This is a genomic window from Barnesiella propionica (assembly GCF_025567045.1).
GTDB lineage: Bacteria > Bacteroidota > Bacteroidia > Bacteroidales > Barnesiellaceae > Barnesiella_B > Barnesiella_B propionica.
Genome location: NZ_JAOQJK010000002.1, coordinates 186,646 through 210,126 on the forward strand (window position 1 = coordinate 186,646; position 23,481 = coordinate 210,126).

Here is a 23,481-nt window from a genome sequence, read left to right on the forward strand (position 1 = left end):
AGGTTCTGTTATAAAATTTATTTTAAGATGAAGTCCGGTTCATAATTAATAAACCGGGCTTCATCTTTTCTGGTGGTATATTATTTAAAATCAGGTTTCATGCCCAGATTGTACATGATAAAAGAGAACATGTCAGCTTGAGCGTCAATAACCTTACTTATAGGTTTTCCTGCACCATGACCGGCTTTGGAGTCGATTCGGATAAGAGTAGGGTGAGTTCCGTTGTTCGCCGCTTGTAATGTTGCCGCAAATTTGAATGAATGTGCCGGAACTACCCTGTCGTCATGGTCTCCCGTCATAACAAGAGTGGCCGGATAAGCTGTACCTTCCTTGACATTATGAAGAGGAGAATAGCCCAGTAGATATTGGAACATTTCGGGGCTGTCGTCGCTTTTACCGTAATCTGTGGCCCAGGCCCATCCGATTGTGAACCGATGATATCTCAGCATATCCAGTACCCCTACTTCGGGTACTGCCACTGCATAGAGGTCCGGTCTCTGGGTAAGACAAGCACCTACTAAAAGTCCGCCGTTCGAACCTCCGTTTATAGCCAGTTTTTTCGATGAAGTATATCCTTTGTCTACCAAATATTCCGCAGCAGCAATAAAGTCGTCGAAAACATTTTGTTTTTGCATTTTCGTTCCGGCTTTGTGCCATTCGGCGCCATATTCGCCTCCCCCTCGCAAGTTTGCTTCCGCATATATTCCGCCTTGTTCCAGGAAAGGTATTTTCATGACCATGAAACGGGGATTCAAATTGATGTCGAAACCTCCGTAACCATATAACAGAGCAGGGTTGTTACCATCAAGTTTAATCCCTTTTTTATAAGTAATTGTCATCGGTACTTTTGTTCCGTCTTTGCTCGTATAGAATACCTGTTCGCTCGTATAATCTTCAGGATTGAAATTCACGTCACAAGAACGGAATATTTCCGATTTATTATTTTTTACGTCATATTTATAAATAGTGGGAGGTAAAGTATAGGACTGGAATGAGTAAAAAGCTTCGTTATCTTTTTGTGTTCCTGAAAATCCTTCTATGGAACCTAAAGCGGGAAGTTCTATCTCCCGGGGATTAGTTCCGTCCAGATTATAACTATAGGCGTGGTCTATCGCATCTTTGATATAAGTGACCAGTAATTTGTCTCCGGCGATACGTACGCTGCTCAATACATTGTCCGACTCAGGGATGATTTCTTTCCAGTTTTTCTTTTCCGGAGCTTTGGGATCTACGCTGATAAGTCTCCATTTGGGAGCATTATCATTGGTGAGTATAAATATATTTCCGTTCACATCATCGATAACATTATAGTCTGCATCGAACCCGCCGGATATCGTGATCCAAGGTGAACCGTGACGTGTGAGATCTTTTATTTGAAGCGTATTTCCCGATGTAGATTCCGTTTGGGAGATGAACAGGTATTTTTCGTCATCCGATGTACCGGCATTAACATTTCGTAAAGGATGTTTTTTATCCTCGAAGATCAGTTTATCCTGCCTTTGCGGAGTACCGGCTTCATGGAAATATACTTTGTGATATTCATTTTTGCCGGAATATTCTTTTCCGCTTTCCGGGGCGTCATAACCGCTATAGTAAAAGCCGTTTCCCTGCCATGAAATACCCGAAAATTTTACCCATTCAAGGCGGTCTGATAAAAGTTTTCCCGAATGCAGGTCCAGCACATATATCTCGTTCCAGTCCGACCCGCTGCGGGCGATAGAGTAGGCAAGATATTTTCCGTCTTTAGAAAAAGATATTTGTGAAAGGGCTACTGTTCCGTCTTCCGACAAAATATTCGGATCCAATACGATGACGGGTTCGGCTCCTATACTATCCTGAACATATAGAACAGACTGATTCTGTTTACCTTCCCGTTTGAAAAAATAATATTTATCGTTCTTTTTGAAAGGTATATTATATAAAGGATAATCGGAGATATTGGTAAGTCTTTCTTTTAAAGCTTCCCTGAAAGGGATATGAGACAGATAGTCGTTGGTAACCGCGTTTTGCTGTTTTACCCATTCGGCTGTTGCTGCGGAAGTATCGTTCTCAAGCCATCGGTAAGGATCGGACACTATGTGGCCGAAAAATGTGTCACATACTTCTTCCCGGGCGGTTTCGGGATATGATAATTTAGGTGTTGTTCCGCAAGAGGTTGCCAGGATTGCCATGATGCCGGTAGATATGAATAAGTTTTTTTTCATATAATATATATGTGTGTGAATTTGTTCGTGGAGACAAATTTAATCATTAAAAAGGAATAATAAAAGAAGGCGGTAGATACAATTTCTGCCGCCTTCGAATGTATGAGGGAATATTATTATTTACATTTGCATGAAGAATCGTGGTCCAGCTTCTCTTGAACGATAGCGTCCATGACAGCAACGGTCGTAAGGTTTACAATATCCCGGGTAGAACTTTCGATATCTGTAAAATGAATCGGTTTGTTCAATCCCATTTGTATAGGACCGATGGTTTCCGCCATACCCATTTCCAGTAACATTTTATAAGCTGTGTTTGCAGAACTCAGATTCGGAAATATAAGAGTGTTTACTTTCTTTCCGGCCAGTTTGTTGAACGGGTAGGTTTTGTCTCTCAATGTATTATTCAATGCGAAGTTAACCTGCATTTCTCCGTCTATAGCTAAGTCCGGGCAACTTTCCTGTATCAGGCGCACTGCTTCATGTACGCTTGCCGGACTACCTTTCTTATCGGAACCGAAATTGGAATAAGAGACCATTGCCATGACAGGTTCGTGTGCAAAGAACCTTACCGAATTTTGAGCCAGTTTAGCGATGTCAACCAGCGTTTCAGTCGTAGGATGTCGGTTAATCAGGGTGTCGGCCAGAAAGAAAGTTCCCTTTTTCGTATTCATGATATGCATGGCACCGAAATGTTTAAATCCGGGCTTGATGCCTATTACGTCTTTTGCGATTTGTATCGTGTCGGTATATTTTGAATACGTTCCTGTTATGAATGCATCCGCTTCGCCTACTTCCACCATCATCATACCGAAATAGTTGCGGTCGTACATTTTTTCTCTTGCTTCGGCAAGGGTGATACCTTCCCGTTCCCGTTTTTGAGTAAGGGTTAATGCATATCTTTCCCGTCTGTCCGCCTGATTATCATGTCTCAGGTTCACTATTTCTATATCATCCAGGTTAACACCTATCTCTTTGGCTGTCCGGTTGATAAAGTCCGGATTACCCAATAAAACAGGAATGCATATTCCTTCTTGTTTGGCTTGTACGGCGGCCCGTAGCATATTGGCGTGGTTTGCTTCAGCAAATACGACACGTTTTGGATTTTGTGCCGCCATTTCTGAGAATCTCCGGATCATCTTATTATCACATCCCATGAGTGTTTTCAGTTTCGTTTCATACTCGCTCCAGTCCTCAATACGGTGTTGTGATACACCCGAATCTATAGCGGCTTTAGCTACTGCCGGGGCTACCGTGGTAAGCAAACGGGGATCGAGGGGTTTCGGGATGATATAATCGGGTCCGAAGCTCAGGTGCTTCATATTATATGCCGCGTTTACCACATCGGGAACCGGTAATTTCGCCAGATTGGCAATGGCATACGTAGCTGCCAGTTTCATCTCTTCATTGATAGCAGTAGCCCGGGCGTCTAAGGCGCCCCTGAAAATATATGGAAATCCCAGCACGTTGTTTATTTGGTTCGGATAATCGGAACGTCCTGTAGCGAAAATCAGATCCGGCCGCGATGCTTTGGCTTTTTCGTAAGAAATTTCGGGATTTGGATTAGCCAGGGCAAAAACAATAGGTTTGTCGTTCATGCTGCGTATCATTTCCTCTGTTAATACATCGGCTACGGACAATCCTAAAAATACGTCGGCTCCTTTTAACGCATCGGCGAGAGTATGAATGTCGGTACGTTCGGTCGCGAAGAATTTTTTAGAAGAATTCAAATCGGTCCGGCTGGTAGAAATTACGCCCTTGCTGTCTACCATGACAATGTTTTCCTTACGTACACCAAGCATCATATATAAGCGGGTACACGAACTGGCCGATGCTCCGGCTCCGTTTACGACCAGTTTTATATCTTCTATTTTTTTATTTTGTATTTCCAGGGCATTCAGCAAACCGGCACCGGAAATGATGGCGGTCCCGTGCTGGTCATCATGCATGACCGGTATATTCAGTTCCGCTTTTAACCGGTTTTCTATTTCGAAACATTCCGGAGCTTTTATATCTTCCAGATTGATACCACCGAAGGTGGGAGATATAGCTTTAACCGCCTGTATAAATTTTTCGGGATCTTTTTCATCCACTTCGATATCGAATACATCTATGCCGGCAAATATTTTGAATAGCAAGCCTTTTCCTTCCATGACAGGTTTCCCCGCCAGTGCTCCTATATCGCCGAGTCCCAGAACTGCAGTACCATTCGATATTACGGCTACAAGATTTCCTTTTGCCGTGTATTCGTAGGCTTTTTCCGGGTCTTTTTCTATTTCGAGACATGGTTCTGCTACTCCCGGGGAATATGCGAGGGACAGATCGAGTTGGGTACTATAGGGTTTCGTTGGAACGACTTCTATTTTTCCAGGTTTGCCTTCGCTATGATATTTCAAGGCAATTTCTTTTAAATTTTTAGACATAACCTAACATTTGTAATTTAATAAACCTTTTTCCTTAATAATTAAAAATTAATCACCATACAAAAGTAATAAATGAAATTATCATTATCGATTTTTTCTTTTGGTTTTATGAAAGTTCTATCATTCGTTTTGTTTAATTAACGTAATACACAAAAAAAATCTATGAAAACTATTTTGGTTTCCAAAGTTTTCTATACTTTTGGCAAGAATTTATTGCAAGATATGGATCAGGAACTAAAAAACAGAATTATTCAAAATGCAAGTTTGTTGTTTTTACAACACGGAATAAAGTCCGTAACGATGGATTTTATTGCTGGTCGTTTGGGTATATCGAAACGTACTTTATACGAGGTCTTTCCCGATAAAAATACTTTAGTGATGGCCAGCCTTCAACATTGTGAAGAAGGACGTCAGGTGCTTTTTGAAGAATTGACTCGTAGCAGCCGCAATACTTTGTACCTTTTGTTGGGTTTTTATGAGGCGACACTACAATTTATGCGTAATGCGAGTCGTTCTTTTTTTACCGATTTGGAACGTTACCATCCTCAAATAGCGGAAGAATATGAAAAAGAGAAACACAGCAGCAATGAATATATTGCAGGTGTATTGACAAAAGGAATGGAAGAAGGTCTTATAAGAACCGATATAAACCCACATGTAGTGGCTGTCTTGTTGAATGCGCAGATCGAAACGTTGAAGAAATCGGACGATTTGTTTACTTCACGTTATACCTTTACCGAGATTTTTGAAACTATATTCAAGATGTTCTTACGGGGAATTTCCACTCCCGAAGGGGTTAGACTGGTCGATGATTTTATGGAGACCCACAAAAAATAAAATTAATGTTAGATTATATAATGATGATTCTTTAGAAAAAAAGAAGTATGAAAAGAAGATTGAACTTTAAGACGGTCGGTGCTTTACTTATTCTTTCTCTTCTCCCCGGAATTTCCAGGGCGCAGGAAACGGCGAGTCGTCCGGCTTCTCTGACTCTTGATCTGAATACAGCGATTGACATTGCGATGAGTGAGAATCCTCAGATCAAAATTGCAGATATGGATATTGAGAAAAAAGATTATTCGAAAAAAGAGACTATTGCCGGTTTATGGCCCCGTATCGATGCTTCGGGGAGTTATAGCCGTGCTTTGAAAAAGCAAAAGATGTATATGAACTCCGATGCTTTCGATGTATCTTCAATGCTCGAACCTTTAATTACAGCTCTTTGGGGACCGGAAGGTGCGGTAGCAGGAACAAAACCTCCTCAATTCAAAACACAAGAAGGTGGAGACGGTGGAATAGAAGTTGGATTGGATAATACATATTCTATGGGATTCAATTTACAATTACCATTGGTAGCGCCTCAGTTGTGGAAAAGCGTTCAGTTATCTTCGGCCGATGTAGCGCAATCGGTTGAAGCGGCACGTTCCTCCCGTCTTTCTTTGGTAAATCAGGTACAAAAGGCTTATTACAATCTGTTATTGGCTCAGGATTCCTACGATGTTATCAAGCAAAGTTATGAAAACGCAAAGGTTAATGCCGTGGATTTCAGACACAAATATGAACAAGGAACAGCATCTGAGTATGACGTGTTGCGCGCCGAGGTTCAGGTAAGAAATTTGGAACCTTCTTTGTTACAGGCCGAGAACGGAGTGAATCTTTCCAAATTGCAACTGAAGGTATTAATGGGAGTGGATATGGAACTGGAGATAAAAGTAACTGATCAGCTTGCTGCATACGAGTCATCCATGTATGACACAACTCTTTCTATAGATACATCATTAAATAATAATACCGATTTGAGAAAACTGGATTTGCAGACCGACTATTTGAAAAAAGCGCTCGACGTACAAAAAGCTGCATGGTATCCGACCCTGTCCTTGTCTGCAGGTTATAATTGGATATCCATGTCTGACGGAGCAGTCTTCAATCAATTTCGTTGGAATCCTTATTCAACTGTCGGCTTGACTTTATCGATACCTATTTTTCAGGGAGGGGCCCGTTATTACAAGATAAAACAAGCGAAAGCCAATGTGATACAGATGGGATGGCAGCGTGAGAATCTGGTGCGCGGATTATCTATGCAGGTGCGGAATGCTATGGACAATATCCAAAAATCGGTCAAGCAGATAGCCTCAAACAAGCAAGGAGTATTACAGGCTGAAAAAGCCTATTCAATCATGCAAAAAAGTTTTGAAATAGGTTCTGCTACCTTTATACAGGTAAATGATGCCGATCTGGCACTTACCAGTTCGAGACTTTCCTACAATCAGGCTATTTTCGATTATTTGACGGCAAAGTCCGATCTTGAATTATTATTGGGTAATACCGATGTGAAAAAGTATTAATAGAAAGGATAAATTAAACACATGTAAAAAATAGAATATCATATATGAAACGTATTAATTATTTTACAGCAGCTATTATTGGTCCGGCTTTGTTATTAGCATCTTGTTCCGGATCGAAAGAAGATGAAAAAGCCGGACAAAAACAAGATGAGGCTACATTGATAAAGGTGGAGAATGTAAGGATTCAGCAAGTACCTCAGATTGCCGAATATACGGCTACGGTAGAGCCATATAAAAAGAACCAGATCAGTTCCTCGATGCCCAACCGTATTAAAAAAATATATGTGGAAGTCGGCGATAACGTAAGGGCAGGACAGAAACTGGTAGAGTTGGATGCTGCGAATCAGGCCCAGCAAAAATTACAGCTGGATAATCTTGAACTGGAATACAAGAGGGTGCGTGAATTGTTTGCCGTAGGCGGTGCTTCCCAGCAACAGGTGGATCAGTTGCGTACACAGTACGAAGCAGCGAAGACGGCTTATACCAATCTGGTGGAAAATACAATATTGGTAAGTCCGGTAAATGGAGTGGTAACAGCCCGTAATTATGATGACGGGGATATGACCGGTGCGAATCCTATCCTTACCGTTATGCAGATACAGCCGGTTAAAGTATTGGTAAATATATCGGAAAGTGATTTTTCAAAGGTGCATGTAGGTATGCCGGTAAATATCAAACTGGATGTATTCGGTGAGGAAGAATTTAAAGGTAAGGTTTCGCTGATCCATCCTACGATCGATGCAGCTACCCGAACATTTGTTGCCGAAATAAATATACCGAATGCCAACAGCCGTATACGCCCGGGAATGTTTGCGCGTGTGGTACTTGATTTTGGTATAGCTAACCACGTAGTAGTTCCTGACCGCTCTATCGTAAAACGCACAGGTTCCGGCGATCGTTATGTTTATGTGTTTAAAGACGGAAAAGTTTCTTATAATAAAGTAGAACTCGGTCGCCGCATGGATGATACATATGAAGTTATATCGGGGGTTGATGATAATGCCCAGGTCGTAGTAGCCGGACAAAGTTCATTATCCGATGGAGCTTCTGTTCGGGTTGAGAAATAACGGCCTATTTCCGATAACTTTTTACAAACTATTAAAAAGACAATTTTATGAGTATATATGAAGGTTCGGTTAATAAGCCGGTCATGACCTCCCTCTGCTTCCTGGCAGTGGCTATTATGGGACTTTTCTCTTTGCAGAAACTCCCTATTGATTTGTACCCGGATATAGAGACTAATACCATTATGATAATGACGGCCTATCCGGGTGCCAGTGCGGCCGATATAGAGACAAACGTTACCCGTCCTCTTGAAAATACGTTGAATGCTGTAAGTAATTTGAAGCATATTTCTTCGAAGTCCAGAGAGAATATATCGTTGATTACTTTGGAATTCGAGTTCGGTAACGATATAGATGTGATAACTAATGATGTGCGGGATAAACTGGATATGGTGAAATCGGATTTGCCGGATGATGCAGAGAATCCTATTATATTTAAGTTCAGTACGGATATGATACCTATCGTATTGCTCTCTGTACAGGCGAATGAAAGTATGCCCGCATTGTATAAGATACTGGATGAAAAAGTGGCAAACCCTCTTGCCCGTATCAGCGGAGTAGGTTCTGTCTCTATCAGTGGTGCGCCGAAACGGGAAATACAGGTTTATGTAGATCCGGTTCGTTTGGAAGCTTATAATCTTTCGGTGGAGACAATTGCTTCCATAATCGGGGCAGAGAACCGCAATGTGCCGGGTGGTAGCTTTGATATTGGTTCTGAAACGTATTCTTTACGTGTACAAGGCGAATTTGCCGATGCGTCTCAGATGAAAGATATTGTAGTAGGTGCTTATAACGGAAAACCGGTTTATTTGAGAGATGTTGCCCGTATTCACGATTCAGTCGAAGAACGCGCCCAAGAGAGTTATAATGACGGGGTACAAGGTGCTATGATTATCGTTCAGAAACAGTCGGGAGCCAATTCGGTTCAGATTTCCGAGGCGGTTCTGGCTGCTATGCCGAAATTGCAGAAAACATTACCAGCCGATGTGAAACTGGGTGTGATTGTCGATACATCCGATAATATCCGTAATACGATCAAGAGTTTGTACGATACGATTCGCGATGCACTGATCTTTGTGTCGTTGGTGGTGTTCCTCTTCTTGGGAAGATGGCGTGCAACGGCGATAATCATTATTACGATTCCGTTATCGTTGGTCGGCTCGTTTATCTATCTGGCGGTTTCGGGAGGTACCTTGAACATTATTTCGCTCTCTTCTTTGACGATTGCAATCGGTATGGTTGTGGACGATGCGATTGTGGTGCTGGAGAATGTTACGACGCATATAGAAAGAGGTAGCGAACCTAAACAGGCTGCTATCCATGGTACCAATGAAGTGGGGTTATCTGTTGTAGCTTCTACGTTGACTCTTATTGCCGTATTTTTCCCGTTGACAATGGTAACCGGTATGATGGGAGTGTTCTTCAAACAATTAGGATGGATGGTGACGATCATTATGATTATATCTATTATATGTGCTTTGTCACTTACTCCGATGATGTGTTCGAAAATGTTGCGTCTGCAGACCACACAATCTAAATTGTTTACGAAATTATATGGTCCGGTACAAAAAGGATTAGACGCTTTTGATAATTTTTATGAGCGGATGTTGAACTGGGCGCTCGGCCACCGTACGGTTATAATACTTTCGTGTATGCTTTTCTTCATCGGCAGCTTATTCTTGTTTAAATTCTTAGGTACGGAATTTATGCCTGTTCAGGACAATGCCCGTATAGGTGTAACCGTAGAAATGCCTATCGGTACGCGAACCGAAATATCAAAGGATATTGCAGGTCGTTTGTACTCTCAATGGAAAGAGAAATATCCCGAAATAAAGGTCTTGAACTATACCGTCGGACAGGCTAGTACCGATAACGTCTTTGCATCGATGAGCGATAACGGTTCACATATTATTACTTTTAATATCAGTCTTACAGATCCGGATCAGAGAAAACGCGGACTGGAAGAAATATGTGATATGATGCGTCAAGATTTATCCAAATATCCCGAAATACGTAAATCCCAGGTAAATCTGGGAGGTGGTATGGGAGGAAGCATGGGAGGGCAGGCTACTCTCGATTATGAAATATACGGTTATAATTTTGCGGAATCGGATAGCGTGGCGTCTCAGTTGCAAACTTTATTGAAAAGAATAGAGGGGGTTTCGGAAGTACGTATTAGTCGTGGAGACTACCAGCCCGAATATCAGGTTGATTTCGACAGGGAAAAACTGGCCTTGAATGGTTTGAATTTGGGTACGGCGGCATCCTATTTGAGAAACCGTATCAATGGCGCTACTGCCTCGAAATTCCGGGAAGAGGGTGATGAGTACGACATCAAAGTGATGTATGCACCTGAATACCGTACTTCTATTGAGGATATTGAGAACATTATGATCTATAATGCTCAGGGCAAAGGGGTGCGCCTTAAAGAAGTAGGAACAGTGGTTGAACGTTTCGCACCTCCTACGATTGAACGTAAGGACCGTGAACGTATCAATACGGTATCGGCTATTATATCCGGAGCGGCCATGAGTGACGTTATAAAAGAAGCTCAGGTAAAAATAGACAAGCTGCATTTACCGTCGGGCATAAATATTCAATTGTCCGGTACGTTTGAAGATCAACAGGATTCTTTTAGTGATCTCGGGGTATTGGCGATATTGATTATTATTCTCGTATATATTGTTATGGCGGCACAGTTCGAGTCTCTGGTATATCCGTTTATCCTGATGTTCTCTATTCCGTTTGCAATTTCCGGTGTATTGATTGCCTTGTTTATCACCGGAAATACCTTTAATGTCATGTCTATGATCGGCGCTATTATGCTTATTGGTATTGTGGTGAAGAACGGTATCGTGCTTATCGACTATATATCCTTGAATAGAGAAAGGGGAATGGCTGTTTTAGGAGCCGTTGTTAAAGGCGGAAAATCTCGTTTGCGTCCTGTAGTTATGACTACCCTGACTACGATCCTGGGTATGGTACCTATGGCTATAGGAGGCGGACAGGGTTCTGAAATGTGGCAGCCTATGGGTATCGCTGTGATTGGAGGTCTTACTGTCTCCACTGTATTGACTTTGATTTTCGTTCCGGTAGCGTATTGTGTATTTGCCGGTATTGGGGTAAAACGAAGCAGAAGGAAACACAGGAAATCATTAAGAGTGGTAAGTGAATAAAAATTTTAAACTTGAGGAGCCGGCGGCAGTTGTCCGCTTCAAAGACAATACCGTCGGTTTCCTTTATAATGGTATATAAACAATGAAATCGGTATTAATAACATTTGACCAGGCTCATTACGAAAATATTGTGGATTTACTGGATAAAAGTAATTGCAGGGGGTTCTCTCATCTTCCTATGGTAAGAGGAAGAGGTTCTAAAACAGGCGATCCTCACTTCGGAAATCATGCGTGGCCTTCTATGTGTTCTGCTATTATTACTATAGTTGAAGATGATCGTGTGAAAAATTTATTGGAACGGCTCCGTGAGATAGATAAAGCTAAAGAGCAATTGGGACTTAGAGCTTTTGTCTGGGATATAGAAGATTCTATTTGACAGATATTCAATTTTTATTGTATAGAACTCCGGCTTTTTGTCGAGAAATAGCCGGAGATTTTTTATGGGATAATGAATCACGTTCTATTTCTTATGTATTTTTTAGTTTATATAAAATTGATTATCTTCGTTGCCGGAAATAAGATTCGGATACAAGAAAAAAGAAATTTTTAAAGATATAAACAATCAGATAATTATGGATAAATTAGTTATCAATAGCTTTGAAGAATTTGAACAATACGTGGGGAAAGAGTTGGGGACATCTGACTATATTAAAGTTACCCAAGAACAAATCGATAAATTTGCCGATGCCACATTAGATCATCAATGGATACATGTGGATGCGGAAAGGGCTAAAACCGATAGTCCGTATCATTCGACAATAGCTCACGGATATCTCAATCTTTCCCTGTTGCCTTATCTATGGAATCAGATTATAGAGGTGAACAATATCAAGATGCTGGTTAATTACGGGATTGAAAAGCTTAGATTTAATCAGGCCGTTTTGGTTGATAGTGAAGTACGTATACGCGCTAAGCTGCTTTCTCTGGTAAATCTTCGCGGCATAGCAAAGGCGGAAATACAGGTGTCTTTGGAGATAAAGGACTGTAAAAAAAACGCATTGGATGCGACAGTGGTATTCCTTTATCATTTTAATTAGTAAGAAATTTAAAAAATATAAAAAAGGTACGGGATCATATGTTTTCCGTACCTTTTTTATATTTAGAATTTTTTCATGCCGAATTCGTCAAATGCCCGGCGGGAAGAAGTCCATAAAGTAATTAAGACAGATATGAGGGAAGATGCGAAAATGGTGACCATGAGCATGATCTGGTATTTGATAGCCACGTTCGGGCTGCTGCCGCCCAGAATTTGTCCGGTCATTGTGCCCGGTAAAGCGATAAGCCCCATAACAGCCATGGATGCTATCGTCGGATTGAATGATTTTATAAGAGCCTCTTTCATAAAAGGAGATAAAGCTTCGTTTTTGCTGGCACCGTTTCCGAGTAGATAAAAATATAGTTGACGTTCCCTGTCTATACTTCCGTAAAAGGCATTTAGAGCGATTACATTAGCCGAAAGCATATTTCCTAATATCATACCGCTAATGGGAATAAAATAGCGGGCTTCCAAAAGATTGGGCGGACGTATGACAACTCCCAGGAAATATATATCAATGAAAAATAAAGCACATAGAAAAGCTGAGATAACAGGGGTTAGTAGTTGGCGGACGGGTAATTTTGTCCGTTGTAATATGGTGTAAGATGCTATCCCTATCATGATCAGTACCCAAAGTATGTTGATATATATATTGTTCCAGGTAAACAAATATTCCAGATAAAAACCGATGAAGAATAATTGTACCGTCATGCGTACCGCCGCAATGATAGTTTCTCTTATAAGTCCGGTGCGATAATAATACAGGAAATATAAGGGAATAAGCAATAGTAAAAATCCCAGGAGCATATGTATATAGCTTATATCTATGGTCGAGGTCATATTTCAATCTCCTATTTTTATTTTTTGTCCGAATGATTCGATAAAACGGGAATCGTGCGATACCATTACGACGGTAGCATTCATTTTATCGTTAATAAAATTGACAGTACGGTCTACCGATTCGTGATCTAAAGCGGAAGTCGGTTCGTCCAGCAACACTATTTTCTTTTTTAAAAGGGCCGTAATAATAAGCATAACCCGTTGTCGCTGTCCTCCTGATATTTCAGAAGGACGTTTAGTATATACATTATGTTCCAATGCGAGAGAGTCGAAATATTCCATTAAGACAGATTTTGCAGGCAGGTTGTTTCTGTTGGAGCGCAACCGGAACGGGGATTCTATCATTTCTTTTACAGTCTCGAAAGGCAGATAGAATTCCTGCGGCAGCCATGCTATATTCTTTCGTATTTCATTAATGTGAAGCGGAACTACCGGATATTCCATAACTTTTATGGTTCCCGATGAAGGCCGGATAAACCCTGCTATAGAAGTGAGAAGGGTGCTTTTCCCTTGACCCGAAGGTCCGAAAAGCACCGCTTTTTCTCCTTCTTTGACAGAGTATGAGAAATGTTCTATCAAAGGTTTGCCGTCATATATGAACGTGACGTCGTCGAATGTGATCATTTGGTTTCTTCAGTTTTATTATCTGTAGCCTGTGGTTTTAACCAGCGGTCTAGCCAGCGGAAGAAAATACGTTGCCACAACACGGCATTTTGTGGTTGTGCTACCCAGTGAGTTTCATCCGGAAATATCAGCATTTCGGCAGGTATTCCTCGTAATTTGGCGGCATTGAAAGCCGACATACCCTGTGATGCAAGGATGCGGAAATCGTGTTCACCGTGTATCACAAGGATGGGTGTATCCCATTTATCAATGAATTTATGGGGCGAATTGGCATACGTACGCTGTGCTACGGCATTGTTTTTGTCCCAGTACGGGCCTCCCAGATCCCAGTTGGCGAACCACATTTCTTCGGTCTCTACATATTGTTGTTCGAGATTGAAGATTCCTGCATGGGCGATGAATGCTTTAAAGCGTTTGTCATGATGTCCGGCCAGCCAGTATACCGAAAAACCTCCGTAGCTGGCTCCTATAGCACCCAGATTGTCTTTTTCCACATAACTTTCTTTAGCCATTTCATCTATGGCGCTCAGGTAATCTTTCATATTCTGTCCTCCGTAATCTCCGCTTATTTGTTCCAGCCACTCTTGTCCGAAACCATACAGACCTCGGCGGTTAGGCGCGACTACGATATAGCCATTGGCGGCCATCATTTGCAAGTTCCAGCGATATGACCAGAATTGGCTGACAGGGCTTTGGGGGCCTCCCTGACAATAGAGCAGCGTAGGATATTTTTTGTTGGGATCGAAGTTCGGCGGGTATACTATCCAGGTAAGCATTTTTTTATTGTCGGTAGTAGGGATCCAGCGTTCTTCCACTTTTCCCATTGTGAGCTGGTCGAGTATTTCTTTATTTTCGAAAGATATTTCTTTCGCCTCTTTGGACTGCAGATTGATATTATAAATTTCATCCGGTTGCGACAGAGAATGACGCATAGCTATGAGATTCTTATCATCTACCGGTGACAAGGAAGCATAGTCATAATAACCGGTAGTAATCTGTTCGATAGATTTATCGGATAATTTTACGTTGAAGATATGTTCTTCTCCCTGATATGCTGTGATGAAATAGATGGAATTGCCATCGGGGCTCCAGGAGAACATATCTACGCTGTAGTCAAAATTATCGGTGAGGTAATTTTTTTCGCCTGTTTCCAGATTCAGAATGAAAAGTCTGTTCTTGTCGCTTTCGTATCCGTCACGCTCCATGCTTGTCCATGCCATATATTTTCCATCCGGAGAGAACGAAGGATTTGTATCGTATCCCATCATCCCGACGGTGAGATTGACCGTATCTTTAGTTTCCGGAGTATAAAGGTAAATATCTGAATTGGTCGACAAAGCATAATCTTTTCCAGTCTTTTTCCGGCTGGTATATGCTATTTTCTTACTGTCGGGAGTCCAGGAAAAAGATTCAACTCCGCCAAAAGGTTTCATCGGAGATTCATACGGTTCTCCTTCCATAATGTCGGTAATACCAGTGAGTGCGTTACCGTCGAATACAGCGATGTAAGGATGAGGAATTTCATCTACCCATTCGTCCCAGTGTTTGTACATCAGGTCGTCGATAACACGGCCGGTAGCTTTGGGCAGGTCCGGGTATATATCACCGGCTTTGTCGGTTGCTTTTATATTGGCGATGAAAAGGATTTTTTTCTCGTCCGGGGAAAAGAGAAATCCCTGAATATCTTTTTCGTAATTACTGATTTGTTTTCGGTTACTGCCATCGGCATTCATTACCCATATTTGAGAAGAACCGCTTTCAGGAGAAAGAAAGGCGATTTTTTTACCACCGTCAATCCATACCGCATTTTGTTCTGATGTGGAGGTATTGGTAAGTTGTTTTTTATCGCTGCCGTCGGTGTTCATGACGAACAAGTCGCGATTGCTTTTGTTTTCTTCGACGCTAACATAAGTGACGCCGTAAAGTATTTTTTGTTTATCCGGTGAAACGACCGGTTCGCTGATACGCCCGAAAGACATAAGTATCTCCGGTGTCATTATACCGTTCTCAACGGTAATGTTGCGCTTTCCGATAACTCCCGTATCGGTTTTGTCCTGCGTGTGACAGGCCGTGAGTAATAATGCTCCTGCCATCATAAAACTGTTTAGATATGTGTTCATTGTCTCTAAAAAATTATTTATGTCTTTTTTTCTTCTTTTCCCGTTCTTGTTTACTTTTTGGATTTATCCGTTCCGGCTCGATAGAAGTGTGCCCGTACAACTTTTGTAACAGGTCTGTACGATGCATGCGTAATAAAGATTGCTGTATATCCTTTCTTTGTTCGGGGTGATACCAGAAAAAGTATTTTCTTTGCCCTAATTTTTCTTCTTTGGTTCGTGCAGTATAGATTTTTTCTCCGGTATAAGGATGATATCCGGTATAATATATTTCGGTTGCTAAGGTCATAGGGGTGGGAGTGAAATCCTGTACTTGCTCCAAATGGAAATTCAGATTTTTTGTAATAGTTGCCAGTTCGGCCATATCTTCTTCCCTGCAACCCGGATGACTGGAAATAAAGTAGGGAACAATTTGTTGTTTCAACCCCTGTTCTTCATTGATAAGATCGAATGTCCGTTTAAAGTCTCCGAATAATTTAAAAGATGGTTTTCGCATTATTTCCAGAACTTTATCCGATGTATGTTCCGGTGCTACTTTGAGTCTGCCGGATACGTGCCGGGATATTAATTCTTCGGTATATTTTTTTGTGGAAATATTGATTTCGTCATCTTTGTGGCGATGTGTCAGTAAATCGTATCTTACTCCACTACCTATGAATGATTTTTTAATCCCTTTTAGGCTGTCTACAATCTTATATATGTCGAGGAGCGGAGTATGGTCGCTGTTCAGATTGGGACATACTACAGGATGCAGGCAGGATGGTTTTTTGCATTTTAAGCATATTTCCTGATTCTTGCCTTTCATTTTGTACATATTAGCCGAAGGACCTCCGAGATCGCTGATATATCCTTTGAAATCAGGCATCTCTATCAGAGATTTCACTTCTTTCAATATAGACTCTTTTGAACGGGAGGCAATGAATTTTCCCTGGTGTGCCGATATAGTACAGAAGGCACATCCTCCGAAACATCCCCGGTGCATATTAACCGAGAATTTTATCATTTCGAAGGCAGGTATGTTTTTACCTTTATAACGGGGATGAGGCAGGCGGGTGTAAGGCAGGTCGAATGATGCGTCTATTTCCTCCTCTGTCATAGGGGGAAATGGGGGATTAACTTTTATGACAGAGTTTTTATAGCGTTGCCACAATCGTTTTGCGTGATATTTGTTTGACTCTTCTTCGATATGTCTAAAGTTCCGGGATTGTTTCTTCCGGTCTTTCAAACATTCTTCATGAGAAAATAAAACGATGTTATCTTCATCTTCGGTGCATAACGGCATTTTATCTGTGGATTGTATGACTGCAGTTTGTCTCAGATCGCAGATATTTGCGAAAGATTCTCCGTTCTGCAAGCGATGTACCAGTTCACGTATAGGTTTTTCTCCCATACCGTAAATTAACAAATCTGCATTGCTTTCTGCCAGTATGCCGGGCTTTAATTTATTCTGCCAGTAATCATAGTGGGTAAGTCTGCGTAAAGATGCTTCTATACCGCCGATTACGACCGGGATGCCGGGATATAGCTCTTTTAGAATCCGGGAGTATACAATAGTAGGGTAATCGGGTCTCATGCCGTATCGTCCGTCAGGGGTGTATGCGTCATCGGAGCGGAGCCGTTTGTTAGCCGTATAATGATTAACCATTGAATCCATTGCTCCGGCAGATATGCCAAAGAAAAGACGCGGGATTCCCAGTTTCTTAAAATCCCGGAGATCATCCCTCCAGTTAGGTTGAGGAACTATTGCTACCCGTAAGCCTTCAGCTTCCAGTATTCGTCCTATGACTGCTGCTCCGAAAGAGGGATGGTCTACATAAGCATCTCCTGAAAACAGGATAATATCCACGTAATCCCATCCTCGCATTTCAAGTTCTTTTTTCGTTGTGGGCAACCAGTCCTTAAGAGAATATTCTTTCATTTATATAGTTTGTTTCTCTATGATTGTTTTTTGTCGAGTATTTCTTCCAATTTTATCAGTTCGTCCCTTAATTGGGCTGCTTCGATAAATTCCATTTTTTTTGCTGCTTCGACCATGGCTCTGCGTGTACGTTCTATGGATTTTTTTAGTTGATCCTTTGTCATATATTTTACAACGGGATCGGCTGCAATAGATTGGACCGGATTGTATTCTTCTTCATAGAGAACTTTGGAGTGAGGTGCCGGGGTTCCCTTTTGTTCCTGTGCCCATATCGAACTTTTTACTTTTTGTATGGCCTGAGGTGTTATATGGTGTTCCTCATTATATGCAAGTTGTTTTTCCCTGCGCCTGTTCGTTTCATCTATAGTCTTTTGCATACTTTCGGTAATTCGGTCGGCATACATGATAACCATACCGTTCAGGTTTCGGGCTGCACGACCCACTGTCTGTGTAAGTGAACGATGTGAGCGAAGAAATCCTTCTTTGTCCGCATCCAGAATCGCGACTAACGAAACTTCGGGCAAATCAAGCCCTTCTCGCAATAGGTTGACACCGATGAGCACGTCATATATACCGGCTCGTAAATCTTCCAGTATCTTGATCCGGTCCAACGTATCTACGTCGGAGTGAATATAGTTACAACGGATATCCAGTCGTCCCAGATAAGAATTGAGTTCTTCCGCCATTCGTTTGGTGAGTGTAGTAACTAAAATACGTTCGTCTTTTTCGATGCGCAATTGTATTTCTTCCAGTAGATCGTCTATCTGGTTTAAGCTGGGACGTACTTCTATGACGGGATCGAGCAATCCCGTGGGACGTATTACCTGTTCTACTATAACTCCTTCGCTTTTTTCCAGTTCGTAATCTGCCGGCGTTGCACTGACATAGATAACCTTAGGAGTCAGATCTTCAAACTCTTCGAACTTTAAAGGTCTGTTGTCAATGGCTGCTTGTAGACGAAAACCATATTCCACCAAATTCATTTTGCGGGAGCGGTCTCCACCGTACATTGCCCGTATCTGAGGTATGGTCACATGACTTTCGTCTATAATGGTAAGAAAATCATCGGGAAAATAGTCCAGCAGGCAGAACGGCCGTGTACCGGCCGGACGTCCGTCAAAGTAACGGGAATAATTTTCTATACCCGAACAATGACCTATTTCACGTATCATCTCCACGTCGTAGGTAACTCGTTCGTAAAGACGTTTAGCTTCCAGGTTTTTTCCTATGGATTTAAAGAACTCGACCTGTTGTCCCAGATCTATTTCGATTTCGCCGATAGCCCGGTTTATACGTTCCTGGGTCGTAACGAAAAGATTTGCCGGATATATATTGTATTCTTCGAATTGTGTGATGCTGTTTCCGGTAAGCGGATTAATTGTTTCTATGGACTCTATTTCATCATCCCAGAATATGACGCGCAATATAGTTTCGTCGTAGGCCAGATAAATATCTACCGTGTCCCCTTTAACACGGAAATTTCCCCGGTTAAGCTCTATTTCGTTACGGGAATACAAGGCGTTTACCAGAGAGCGGAGGAATTGATTACGTCCTATTTGACTTCCTTTTTTCGCCGTTATGACATTGCTGTGGAAATCGGCTGGATTCCCTATGCCATATAAACAGGAGACCGATGAGACCACTATTACGTCTTGACGTCCTGAAAGTAGTGCGGAAGTAGTAGCCAGCCGTAAACGGTCTATTTCTTCATTTATGGCCAGGTCTTTTTCAATATAAGTATCGGTTACGGGTATGTAGGCTTCGGGCTGATAATAATCATAATACGAAACGTAATATTGTACGGCATTATCGGGAAAGAAACCTTTAAATTCGTTATATAATTGGGCTGCCAGTGTCTTATTGTGACTTAATATGAGCGTTGGCTTTTGTACTCTTTCAATGACGTTAGCCATCGTAAAGGTTTTTCCTGAACCGGTAACACCCAGCAATGTCTGATAGGGGAGCCCTTCTTTTAGTCCCCGGCTCAATTCTTCGATAGCCTCCGGTTGGTCTCCGGTCGGTTTGTAGGGTGAAACGATTTTAAAATCCATGTATATATCCGGAGCCTTTGGTTAATATTTGCTTTGTGGAATAATGAGAGCCATGGCGATATATGCAATCACACAAGGTAATATAGCCGTGACCAGTGTTAGCAGGACAAAGATTACACGTATTACGGTCGGGTCCAGATTCATATAATTTGCCAGTCCCGCACATACACCCGAAATGATGCGGTCATTCATTGGACGTGTTAATTTTTTATTTTCCATCTTTCTTCTTTACGTGTTACAATGTAAGAATTACTGGTTTTGTTTTACTGCAATATCAGGCAAAAATATAAAAAAAAGATGAGACTGATCGTTTCTTGTTTTATATTATGTAACTTTGTGATAGGTTAAAAAGAGATTCAGCATGAATTTTTTATTAAGGACGAACATATTACGACTGTAAACTTACATGATGCTTTTATAGGTAATTACGGATTCTTACCGTTAAATTTCACTTTTTTACTTTTGTTATTCAAACAGATTGTCTAAATTTGCACACTAATAAATATTTTGGCAATGAAGAAGATACTGTATCTATTGCTTTTGGTGAGTATAATGACGTCGTGCGGAGAGTACAATAAAATACTCAAAAGCACCGATTATGAGGCGAAATATGAATATGCCAAGAACGCATTTGAAAAGAAAAAATATACACAGGCCTATACTCTTCTGGAAGAACTGGTTACTATATTCAAGGGAACTGATAAAGCGGAAGAATCTTTATATCTTCTGGCCCGCAGCCATTACTTGAATAAGGATTATGAAACCTCCGGTCAATATTTTACGCATTATTATACACATTATCCGAAAGGACAATATACCGAACTGGCTCGTTTTTATGCCGGTTATGGGTATTATTTGAACTCGCCTGAAGCAAAACTTGACCAGTCGGGAACCTATAAAGCAATTGATGAAATGCAGCGTTTTCTTGATTACTTTCCACATAGTGAAAGAGCAAAAGAGGCTCAGGATGTGATATTCGAATTACAGGATAAGCTGGTGTATAAGGAACTATTGAATTCCCAGTTATATTATAATCTGGGAAATTATATGGGAAACAATTATCAGTCTGCCGTCATTACAGCACAGAACGCTATAAAGGAATATCCTTATTCCAAATATAAAGAGGCTTTATCGATGATAATACTCAAGGCTAAGTTTCAGGAAGCTTCACAAAGTGTATATGAAAAGAAGGCCGACCGTTTCAGAGATGTGATCGATGAATATTATTCGTTCATCAACGATTATCCCGATGGCCCGAATGCGAAAGAAGCAAAGGATATTTTTAGAGTGGCAAATAAATATGTTAAAGAATAATCAATAAGATAATGGATTACAAGAAAACAAATGCACCGACGAATACGGTGACCCGCGACATGATCGCCCTTTCCGAACCGACAGGAAATGTATATGAAACTGTTTGTATAATAGGAAAGAGAGCCAATCAGATATCTGTAGAGATGAAGTCGGACCTTGAAAAAAAATTGCAAGAATTTGCTTCGTGTAACGATAATCTCGAAGAAGTATTTGAAAACCGTGAACAAATAGAGATTTCACGTTATTATGAAAAATTGCCGAAACCGACACTTATTGCTACCCAGGAATATGTCGAAGGTAAGGTATATTATAAAAATCCGAATAAGGAAAAAGATAATCTGGATTGATATTTTTTATTTGATAAATAAAGATAAGGCCCTGAAAAACTTTTCAGGGCCTTATCTTTATGTTTTCTTAAAAGGCGAAATTATAAAATATCGTCCATTTCTATTTCTACGGCAACGGGTATCTCATCTGGCTGCTCTTTTTGTTCCGGCAGTTCTTCTTTCTGATTTTTCTTAATGTAGCCGATACTTTCGCTAAGTCCATTCAGGAACTTGTCAAAGTCTTCTTTATACAGAAAGATTTTGTGTTTTTCAAATTGTACGACAGGGCTGGCCTCGTCTCCGCTAAATATTTTCTTACTTTCGGTAATAGCCAGAAATAACTCCTCTTTTCGATTTTTCTTTACATCCAGATAATAAATCCTTTTTCCGGCTTTAATTGATTTCGAAAAAATGATATCCGTGTCTCTCTTTTCATCTGTGTCTTTCATAATTATCATTTTTTGTAACTATATATGTTTTTCTTATGTTTTGTGAAACTTAATATGACAAATATATAATTTAGCTTTTATAAAAACAATTTTTTAGATAAATATTTCAAATATAGTTGAAAGAAAAAATTAAAATCAAAAAGTCCTTTTGTAAATCGTTTATAACATAAAAAAGTGGTAAATTTGCGCCGAATTTAATTTACATAGCTCATTTAAATATTATGGTCAATCGCATTTTAATCCGCATCAAAGTAGTACAGATGGTTTATTCTTACTATATAACAAAAGATAAGACGCTGGATACGGCAGAAAAAGAACTTTTTTTCAGTCTTGATAAAGCTTATGAATTATATCATCTTTTGTTACAGTTGATGGTAGAACTGACGCGTACACAAAGAAATCGTGTAGAAGCAGCGAAAACGAAATTTCTGGCAACGGCCGAAGAAAAAAATCCCAATACCCGTTTCATAGATAATCGTTTCATTTCTCAATTGGAAGATAATGTGATGCTTCGGAATTATCTCGATGAGCATAAGATTTCCTGGGCCAATGAGCCTGAGTTTATCCGGGGCCTTCTGGAACGGATTGTAATATCGGATATTTACGAAGAATATATGTCTTCTCCGGAAGATTCTTACGATGCCGATGTAGAATTCTGGAGAAAAATATTCAAGTCTGTTATATCTGAAGATACGGAATTAGTAGAATTATTGGAGTCTCAATCGTTATATTGGAATGATGATCTGGATATTATTTCTACGTTTGTTCTGAAAACTATCAAGAGGTTTAAAGAAAAGAGCGGAGTGGAGCAGGGATTGCTTCCTATGTTTAAAGATGAAGAAGATGCAGCCTTTGCGCGTGATTTGTTCCGATATACTATTCTGGAAGGAGATAAACACCGGGAACTTATCAATTCTTTTACTAAAAACTGGGAAATAGAACGGGTTGCTTTTATGGATGTGGTGATTATGATGGTTGCCATAGCGGAGATAAAACATTTCCCTTCTATTCCGACCCGTGTTACTTTGAACGAGTATATTGAGATTGCCAAGGCTTATAGTACGCCGAAAAGCGGGGTGTTTGTAAATGGAATACTGGATTCCGTTATTTCACAGTTAAAAAAAGAAGGTGCTCTAACAAAAGAATAACTAAAATGTTATATATTTGTGAATGAAATTTTCCTTATGTAAGAAGGATTTGAGTATAAACATTTATTTAATAATACGATTATGACTTTAGCTACAATTTTATTACAAACAGCAAGTCCGGCTGGTGGGTCTGGAATGTCTACTATTATCATGATGGTTGCATTGGTGCTCGTTTTCTATTTTTTTATGATTCGCCCCCAATCTAAAAAACAAAAAGAAATTCGTAAATTCCGTGAGAATCTGTCCGTGGGAGATAAAGTAATTACTGCGGGAGGTATTTTCGGTAAGATTAAGGATATCAAAGACGATGCATTTGTCTTGGAAATCTCGGAAAATGTACGTATACATATTGATAAAGGTTCTGTATATCCTACAGCTGCAGATGCAACGCAGAACGCAGTTCAAAAATAAAAATACCATCGTTTATATTTGTCGTAAGACAGAAGAAT

19 protein-coding genes are annotated in these 23,481 nt (G+C 40.6%); 10 read left to right on the top strand and 9 right to left on the bottom strand.

Translation table 11 applies throughout. The annotated features are described in order from the left end of the window. Positions 1 to 80: 80 nt before the first annotated feature. Together OCV73_RS03250 and OCV73_RS03255 are read right to left on the bottom strand one after the other, a co-directional pair. Positions 81 to 2,204 (bottom strand): prolyl oligopeptidase family serine peptidase, encoded by a 2,124-nt coding sequence (locus tag OCV73_RS03250; protein ID WP_147548991.1) that lies wholly within the window; start codon positions 2,202 to 2,204, stop codon positions 81 to 83. 116 nt (positions 2,205 to 2,320) lie between these two features. After that, a complete protein-coding gene (locus tag OCV73_RS03255; RefSeq protein ID WP_147548993.1) occupies positions 2,321 to 4,624 on the bottom strand; it encodes an NADP-dependent malic enzyme in 2,304 nt (767 codons plus the stop codon). 162 nt (positions 4,625 to 4,786) lie between these two features. On the opposite strand from OCV73_RS03255, the gene OCV73_RS03260 reads away from it, so the two are divergent. From OCV73_RS03260 to OCV73_RS03285, 6 genes are all read left to right on the top strand, one after another. Further along, positions 4,787 to 5,461 carry a TetR/AcrR family transcriptional regulator gene (locus tag OCV73_RS03260; RefSeq protein ID WP_147548995.1) on the top strand — a complete coding sequence of 225 codons (675 nt, stop codon included), beginning with the start codon at positions 4,787 to 4,789 and terminating at the stop codon, positions 5,459 to 5,461. A 47-nt stretch (positions 5,462 to 5,508) separates the two neighbouring features. Beyond that, a complete protein-coding gene (locus OCV73_RS03265; RefSeq protein WP_147548997.1) occupies positions 5,509 to 6,969 on the top strand; it encodes a TolC family protein in 1,461 nt (486 codons plus the stop codon). A 44-nt stretch (positions 6,970 to 7,013) separates the two neighbouring features. Further along, positions 7,014 to 8,036, top strand: a complete 1,023-nt coding sequence (locus tag OCV73_RS03270; protein WP_147548999.1) for an efflux RND transporter periplasmic adaptor subunit — start codon at positions 7,014 to 7,016, stop codon at positions 8,034 to 8,036. 47 nt (positions 8,037 to 8,083) lie between these two features. Beyond that, a complete protein-coding gene (locus OCV73_RS03275) occupies positions 8,084 to 11,209 on the top strand; it encodes an efflux RND transporter permease subunit (protein WP_147549001.1) in 3,126 nt (1,041 codons plus the stop codon). An 82-nt stretch (positions 11,210 to 11,291) separates the two neighbouring features. After that, positions 11,292 to 11,585, top strand: coding sequence for a PG0541 family transporter-associated protein (locus OCV73_RS03280; protein WP_147549003.1), 294 nt, complete (start codon positions 11,292 to 11,294; stop codon positions 11,583 to 11,585). Between the two features lie 196 nt (positions 11,586 to 11,781). Next, positions 11,782 to 12,246 carry a MaoC family dehydratase gene (locus OCV73_RS03285; RefSeq protein WP_147549005.1) on the top strand — a complete coding sequence of 155 codons (465 nt, stop codon included), beginning with the start codon at positions 11,782 to 11,784 and terminating at the stop codon, positions 12,244 to 12,246. Between the two features lie 62 nt (positions 12,247 to 12,308). Here the strand turns inward: OCV73_RS03285 and OCV73_RS03290 are convergent, their stop codons facing one another. From OCV73_RS03290 to OCV73_RS03315, 6 genes are read right to left on the bottom strand one after another with little or no spacing between them, the layout of a single operon-like run. Next, the gene (locus tag OCV73_RS03290; RefSeq protein WP_147549007.1) at positions 12,309 to 13,085 is read right to left on the bottom strand and encodes an ABC transporter permease; all 777 of its coding nucleotides are present in this window, start codon (positions 13,083 to 13,085) and stop codon (positions 12,309 to 12,311) included. A gap of 3 nt (positions 13,086 to 13,088) precedes the next feature. Continuing rightward, the gene (locus OCV73_RS03295; protein ID WP_147549009.1) at positions 13,089 to 13,709 is read right to left on the bottom strand and encodes an ABC transporter ATP-binding protein; all 621 of its coding nucleotides are present in this window, start codon (positions 13,707 to 13,709) and stop codon (positions 13,089 to 13,091) included. Then, entirely contained in the window at positions 13,706 to 15,829 is a 2,124-nt protein-coding gene (locus OCV73_RS03300; RefSeq protein ID WP_147549011.1) for a S9 family peptidase, read from the bottom strand. Before OCV73_RS03300 ends, OCV73_RS03295 begins: the two co-directional genes overlap by 4 nt. Before the next feature lie 13 nt (positions 15,830 to 15,842). Further along, entirely contained in the window at positions 15,843 to 17,744 is a 1,902-nt protein-coding gene (locus OCV73_RS03305; RefSeq protein WP_147549012.1) for a YgiQ family radical SAM protein, read from the bottom strand. A gap of 17 nt (positions 17,745 to 17,761) precedes the next feature. Next, positions 17,762 to 19,795: an excinuclease ABC subunit UvrB gene (gene uvrB / locus OCV73_RS03310; protein ID WP_147549014.1), complete on the bottom strand. Its 2,034-nt coding sequence runs from the start codon at positions 19,793 to 19,795 to the stop codon at positions 17,762 to 17,764. Between the two features lie 21 nt (positions 19,796 to 19,816). Then, positions 19,817 to 20,014: a PspC domain-containing protein gene (locus OCV73_RS03315; RefSeq protein WP_147549016.1), complete on the bottom strand. Its 198-nt coding sequence runs from the start codon at positions 20,012 to 20,014 to the stop codon at positions 19,817 to 19,819. A 294-nt stretch (positions 20,015 to 20,308) separates the two neighbouring features. Between OCV73_RS03315 and OCV73_RS03320 the strand changes: the two genes are divergently transcribed. Both OCV73_RS03320 and OCV73_RS03325 read left to right on the top strand, forming a co-directional pair. Then, the gene (locus OCV73_RS03320; RefSeq protein WP_147549018.1) at positions 20,309 to 21,109 is read left to right on the top strand and encodes an outer membrane protein assembly factor BamD; all 801 of its coding nucleotides are present in this window, start codon (positions 20,309 to 20,311) and stop codon (positions 21,107 to 21,109) included. 11 nt (positions 21,110 to 21,120) lie between these two features. Then, positions 21,121 to 21,456 carry a DNA-directed RNA polymerase subunit omega gene (locus OCV73_RS03325; protein ID WP_147549020.1) on the top strand — a complete coding sequence of 112 codons (336 nt, stop codon included), beginning with the start codon at positions 21,121 to 21,123 and terminating at the stop codon, positions 21,454 to 21,456. A gap of 80 nt (positions 21,457 to 21,536) precedes the next feature. On the opposite strand, the gene OCV73_RS03330 is transcribed toward OCV73_RS03325, so the two are convergent. Next, complete coding sequence (locus OCV73_RS03330; protein ID WP_243764712.1) at positions 21,537 to 21,884, bottom strand: DUF3276 family protein; 348 nt, start codon at positions 21,882 to 21,884, stop codon at positions 21,537 to 21,539. 221 nt (positions 21,885 to 22,105) lie between these two features. Here OCV73_RS03330 and nusB point away from each other — a divergent pair, with 221 nt between their 5' ends. Both nusB and yajC read left to right on the top strand, forming a co-directional pair. Next, complete coding sequence (gene nusB / locus OCV73_RS03335) at positions 22,106 to 23,032, top strand: transcription antitermination factor NusB (protein WP_147549024.1); 927 nt, start codon at positions 22,106 to 22,108, stop codon at positions 23,030 to 23,032. Positions 23,033 to 23,113: 81 nt separating this feature from the next. Continuing rightward, positions 23,114 to 23,443, top strand: a complete 330-nt coding sequence (gene yajC, locus OCV73_RS03340) for a preprotein translocase subunit YajC (RefSeq protein ID WP_147549026.1) — start codon at positions 23,114 to 23,116, stop codon at positions 23,441 to 23,443. The last annotated feature ends 38 nt before the right edge of the window (positions 23,444 to 23,481 follow it).

Excerpts from the sequence above, each read along its gene's own strand:
- OCV73_RS03250 (WP_147548991.1), bottom strand. The coding sequence starts at position 2,204 with ATGAAAAAAAACTTATTCATATCTACCGGCATCATGGCAATCCTGGCA.
- OCV73_RS03255 (WP_147548993.1), bottom strand. The coding sequence starts at position 4,624 with ATGTCTAAAAATTTAAAAGAAATTGCCTTGAAATATCATAGCGAAGGC.
- OCV73_RS03260 (WP_147548995.1), top strand. The coding sequence starts at position 4,787 with ATGAAAACTATTTTGGTTTCCAAAGTTTTCTATACTTTTGGCAAGAAT.
- OCV73_RS03265 (WP_147548997.1), top strand. The coding sequence starts at position 5,509 with ATGAAAAGAAGATTGAACTTTAAGACGGTCGGTGCTTTACTTATTCTT.
- OCV73_RS03270 (WP_147548999.1), top strand. The coding sequence starts at position 7,014 with ATGAAACGTATTAATTATTTTACAGCAGCTATTATTGGTCCGGCTTTG.
- OCV73_RS03275 (WP_147549001.1), top strand. The coding sequence starts at position 8,084 with ATGAGTATATATGAAGGTTCGGTTAATAAGCCGGTCATGACCTCCCTC.
- OCV73_RS03280 (WP_147549003.1), top strand. The coding sequence starts at position 11,292 with ATGAAATCGGTATTAATAACATTTGACCAGGCTCATTACGAAAATATT.
- OCV73_RS03285 (WP_147549005.1), top strand. The coding sequence starts at position 11,782 with ATGGATAAATTAGTTATCAATAGCTTTGAAGAATTTGAACAATACGTG.
- OCV73_RS03290 (WP_147549007.1), bottom strand. The coding sequence starts at position 13,085 with ATGACCTCGACCATAGATATAAGCTATATACATATGCTCCTGGGATTT.
- OCV73_RS03295 (WP_147549009.1), bottom strand. The coding sequence starts at position 13,709 with ATGATCACATTCGACGACGTCACGTTCATATATGACGGCAAACCTTTG.
- OCV73_RS03300 (WP_147549011.1), bottom strand. The coding sequence starts at position 15,829 with ATGAACACATATCTAAACAGTTTTATGATGGCAGGAGCATTATTACTC.
- OCV73_RS03305 (WP_147549012.1), bottom strand. The coding sequence starts at position 17,744 with ATGAAAGAATATTCTCTTAAGGACTGGTTGCCCACAACGAAAAAAGAA.
- uvrB (WP_147549014.1), bottom strand. The coding sequence starts at position 19,795 with ATGGATTTTAAAATCGTTTCACCCTACAAACCGACCGGAGACCAACCG.
- OCV73_RS03315 (WP_147549016.1), bottom strand. The coding sequence starts at position 20,014 with ATGGAAAATAAAAAATTAACACGTCCAATGAATGACCGCATCATTTCG.
- OCV73_RS03320 (WP_147549018.1), top strand. The coding sequence starts at position 20,309 with ATGAAGAAGATACTGTATCTATTGCTTTTGGTGAGTATAATGACGTCG.
- OCV73_RS03325 (WP_147549020.1), top strand. The coding sequence starts at position 21,121 with ATGGATTACAAGAAAACAAATGCACCGACGAATACGGTGACCCGCGAC.
- OCV73_RS03330 (WP_243764712.1), bottom strand. The coding sequence starts at position 21,884 with ATGAAAGACACAGATGAAAAGAGAGACACGGATATCATTTTTTCGAAA.
- nusB (WP_147549024.1), top strand. The coding sequence starts at position 22,106 with ATGGTCAATCGCATTTTAATCCGCATCAAAGTAGTACAGATGGTTTAT.
- yajC (WP_147549026.1), top strand. The coding sequence starts at position 23,114 with ATGACTTTAGCTACAATTTTATTACAAACAGCAAGTCCGGCTGGTGGG.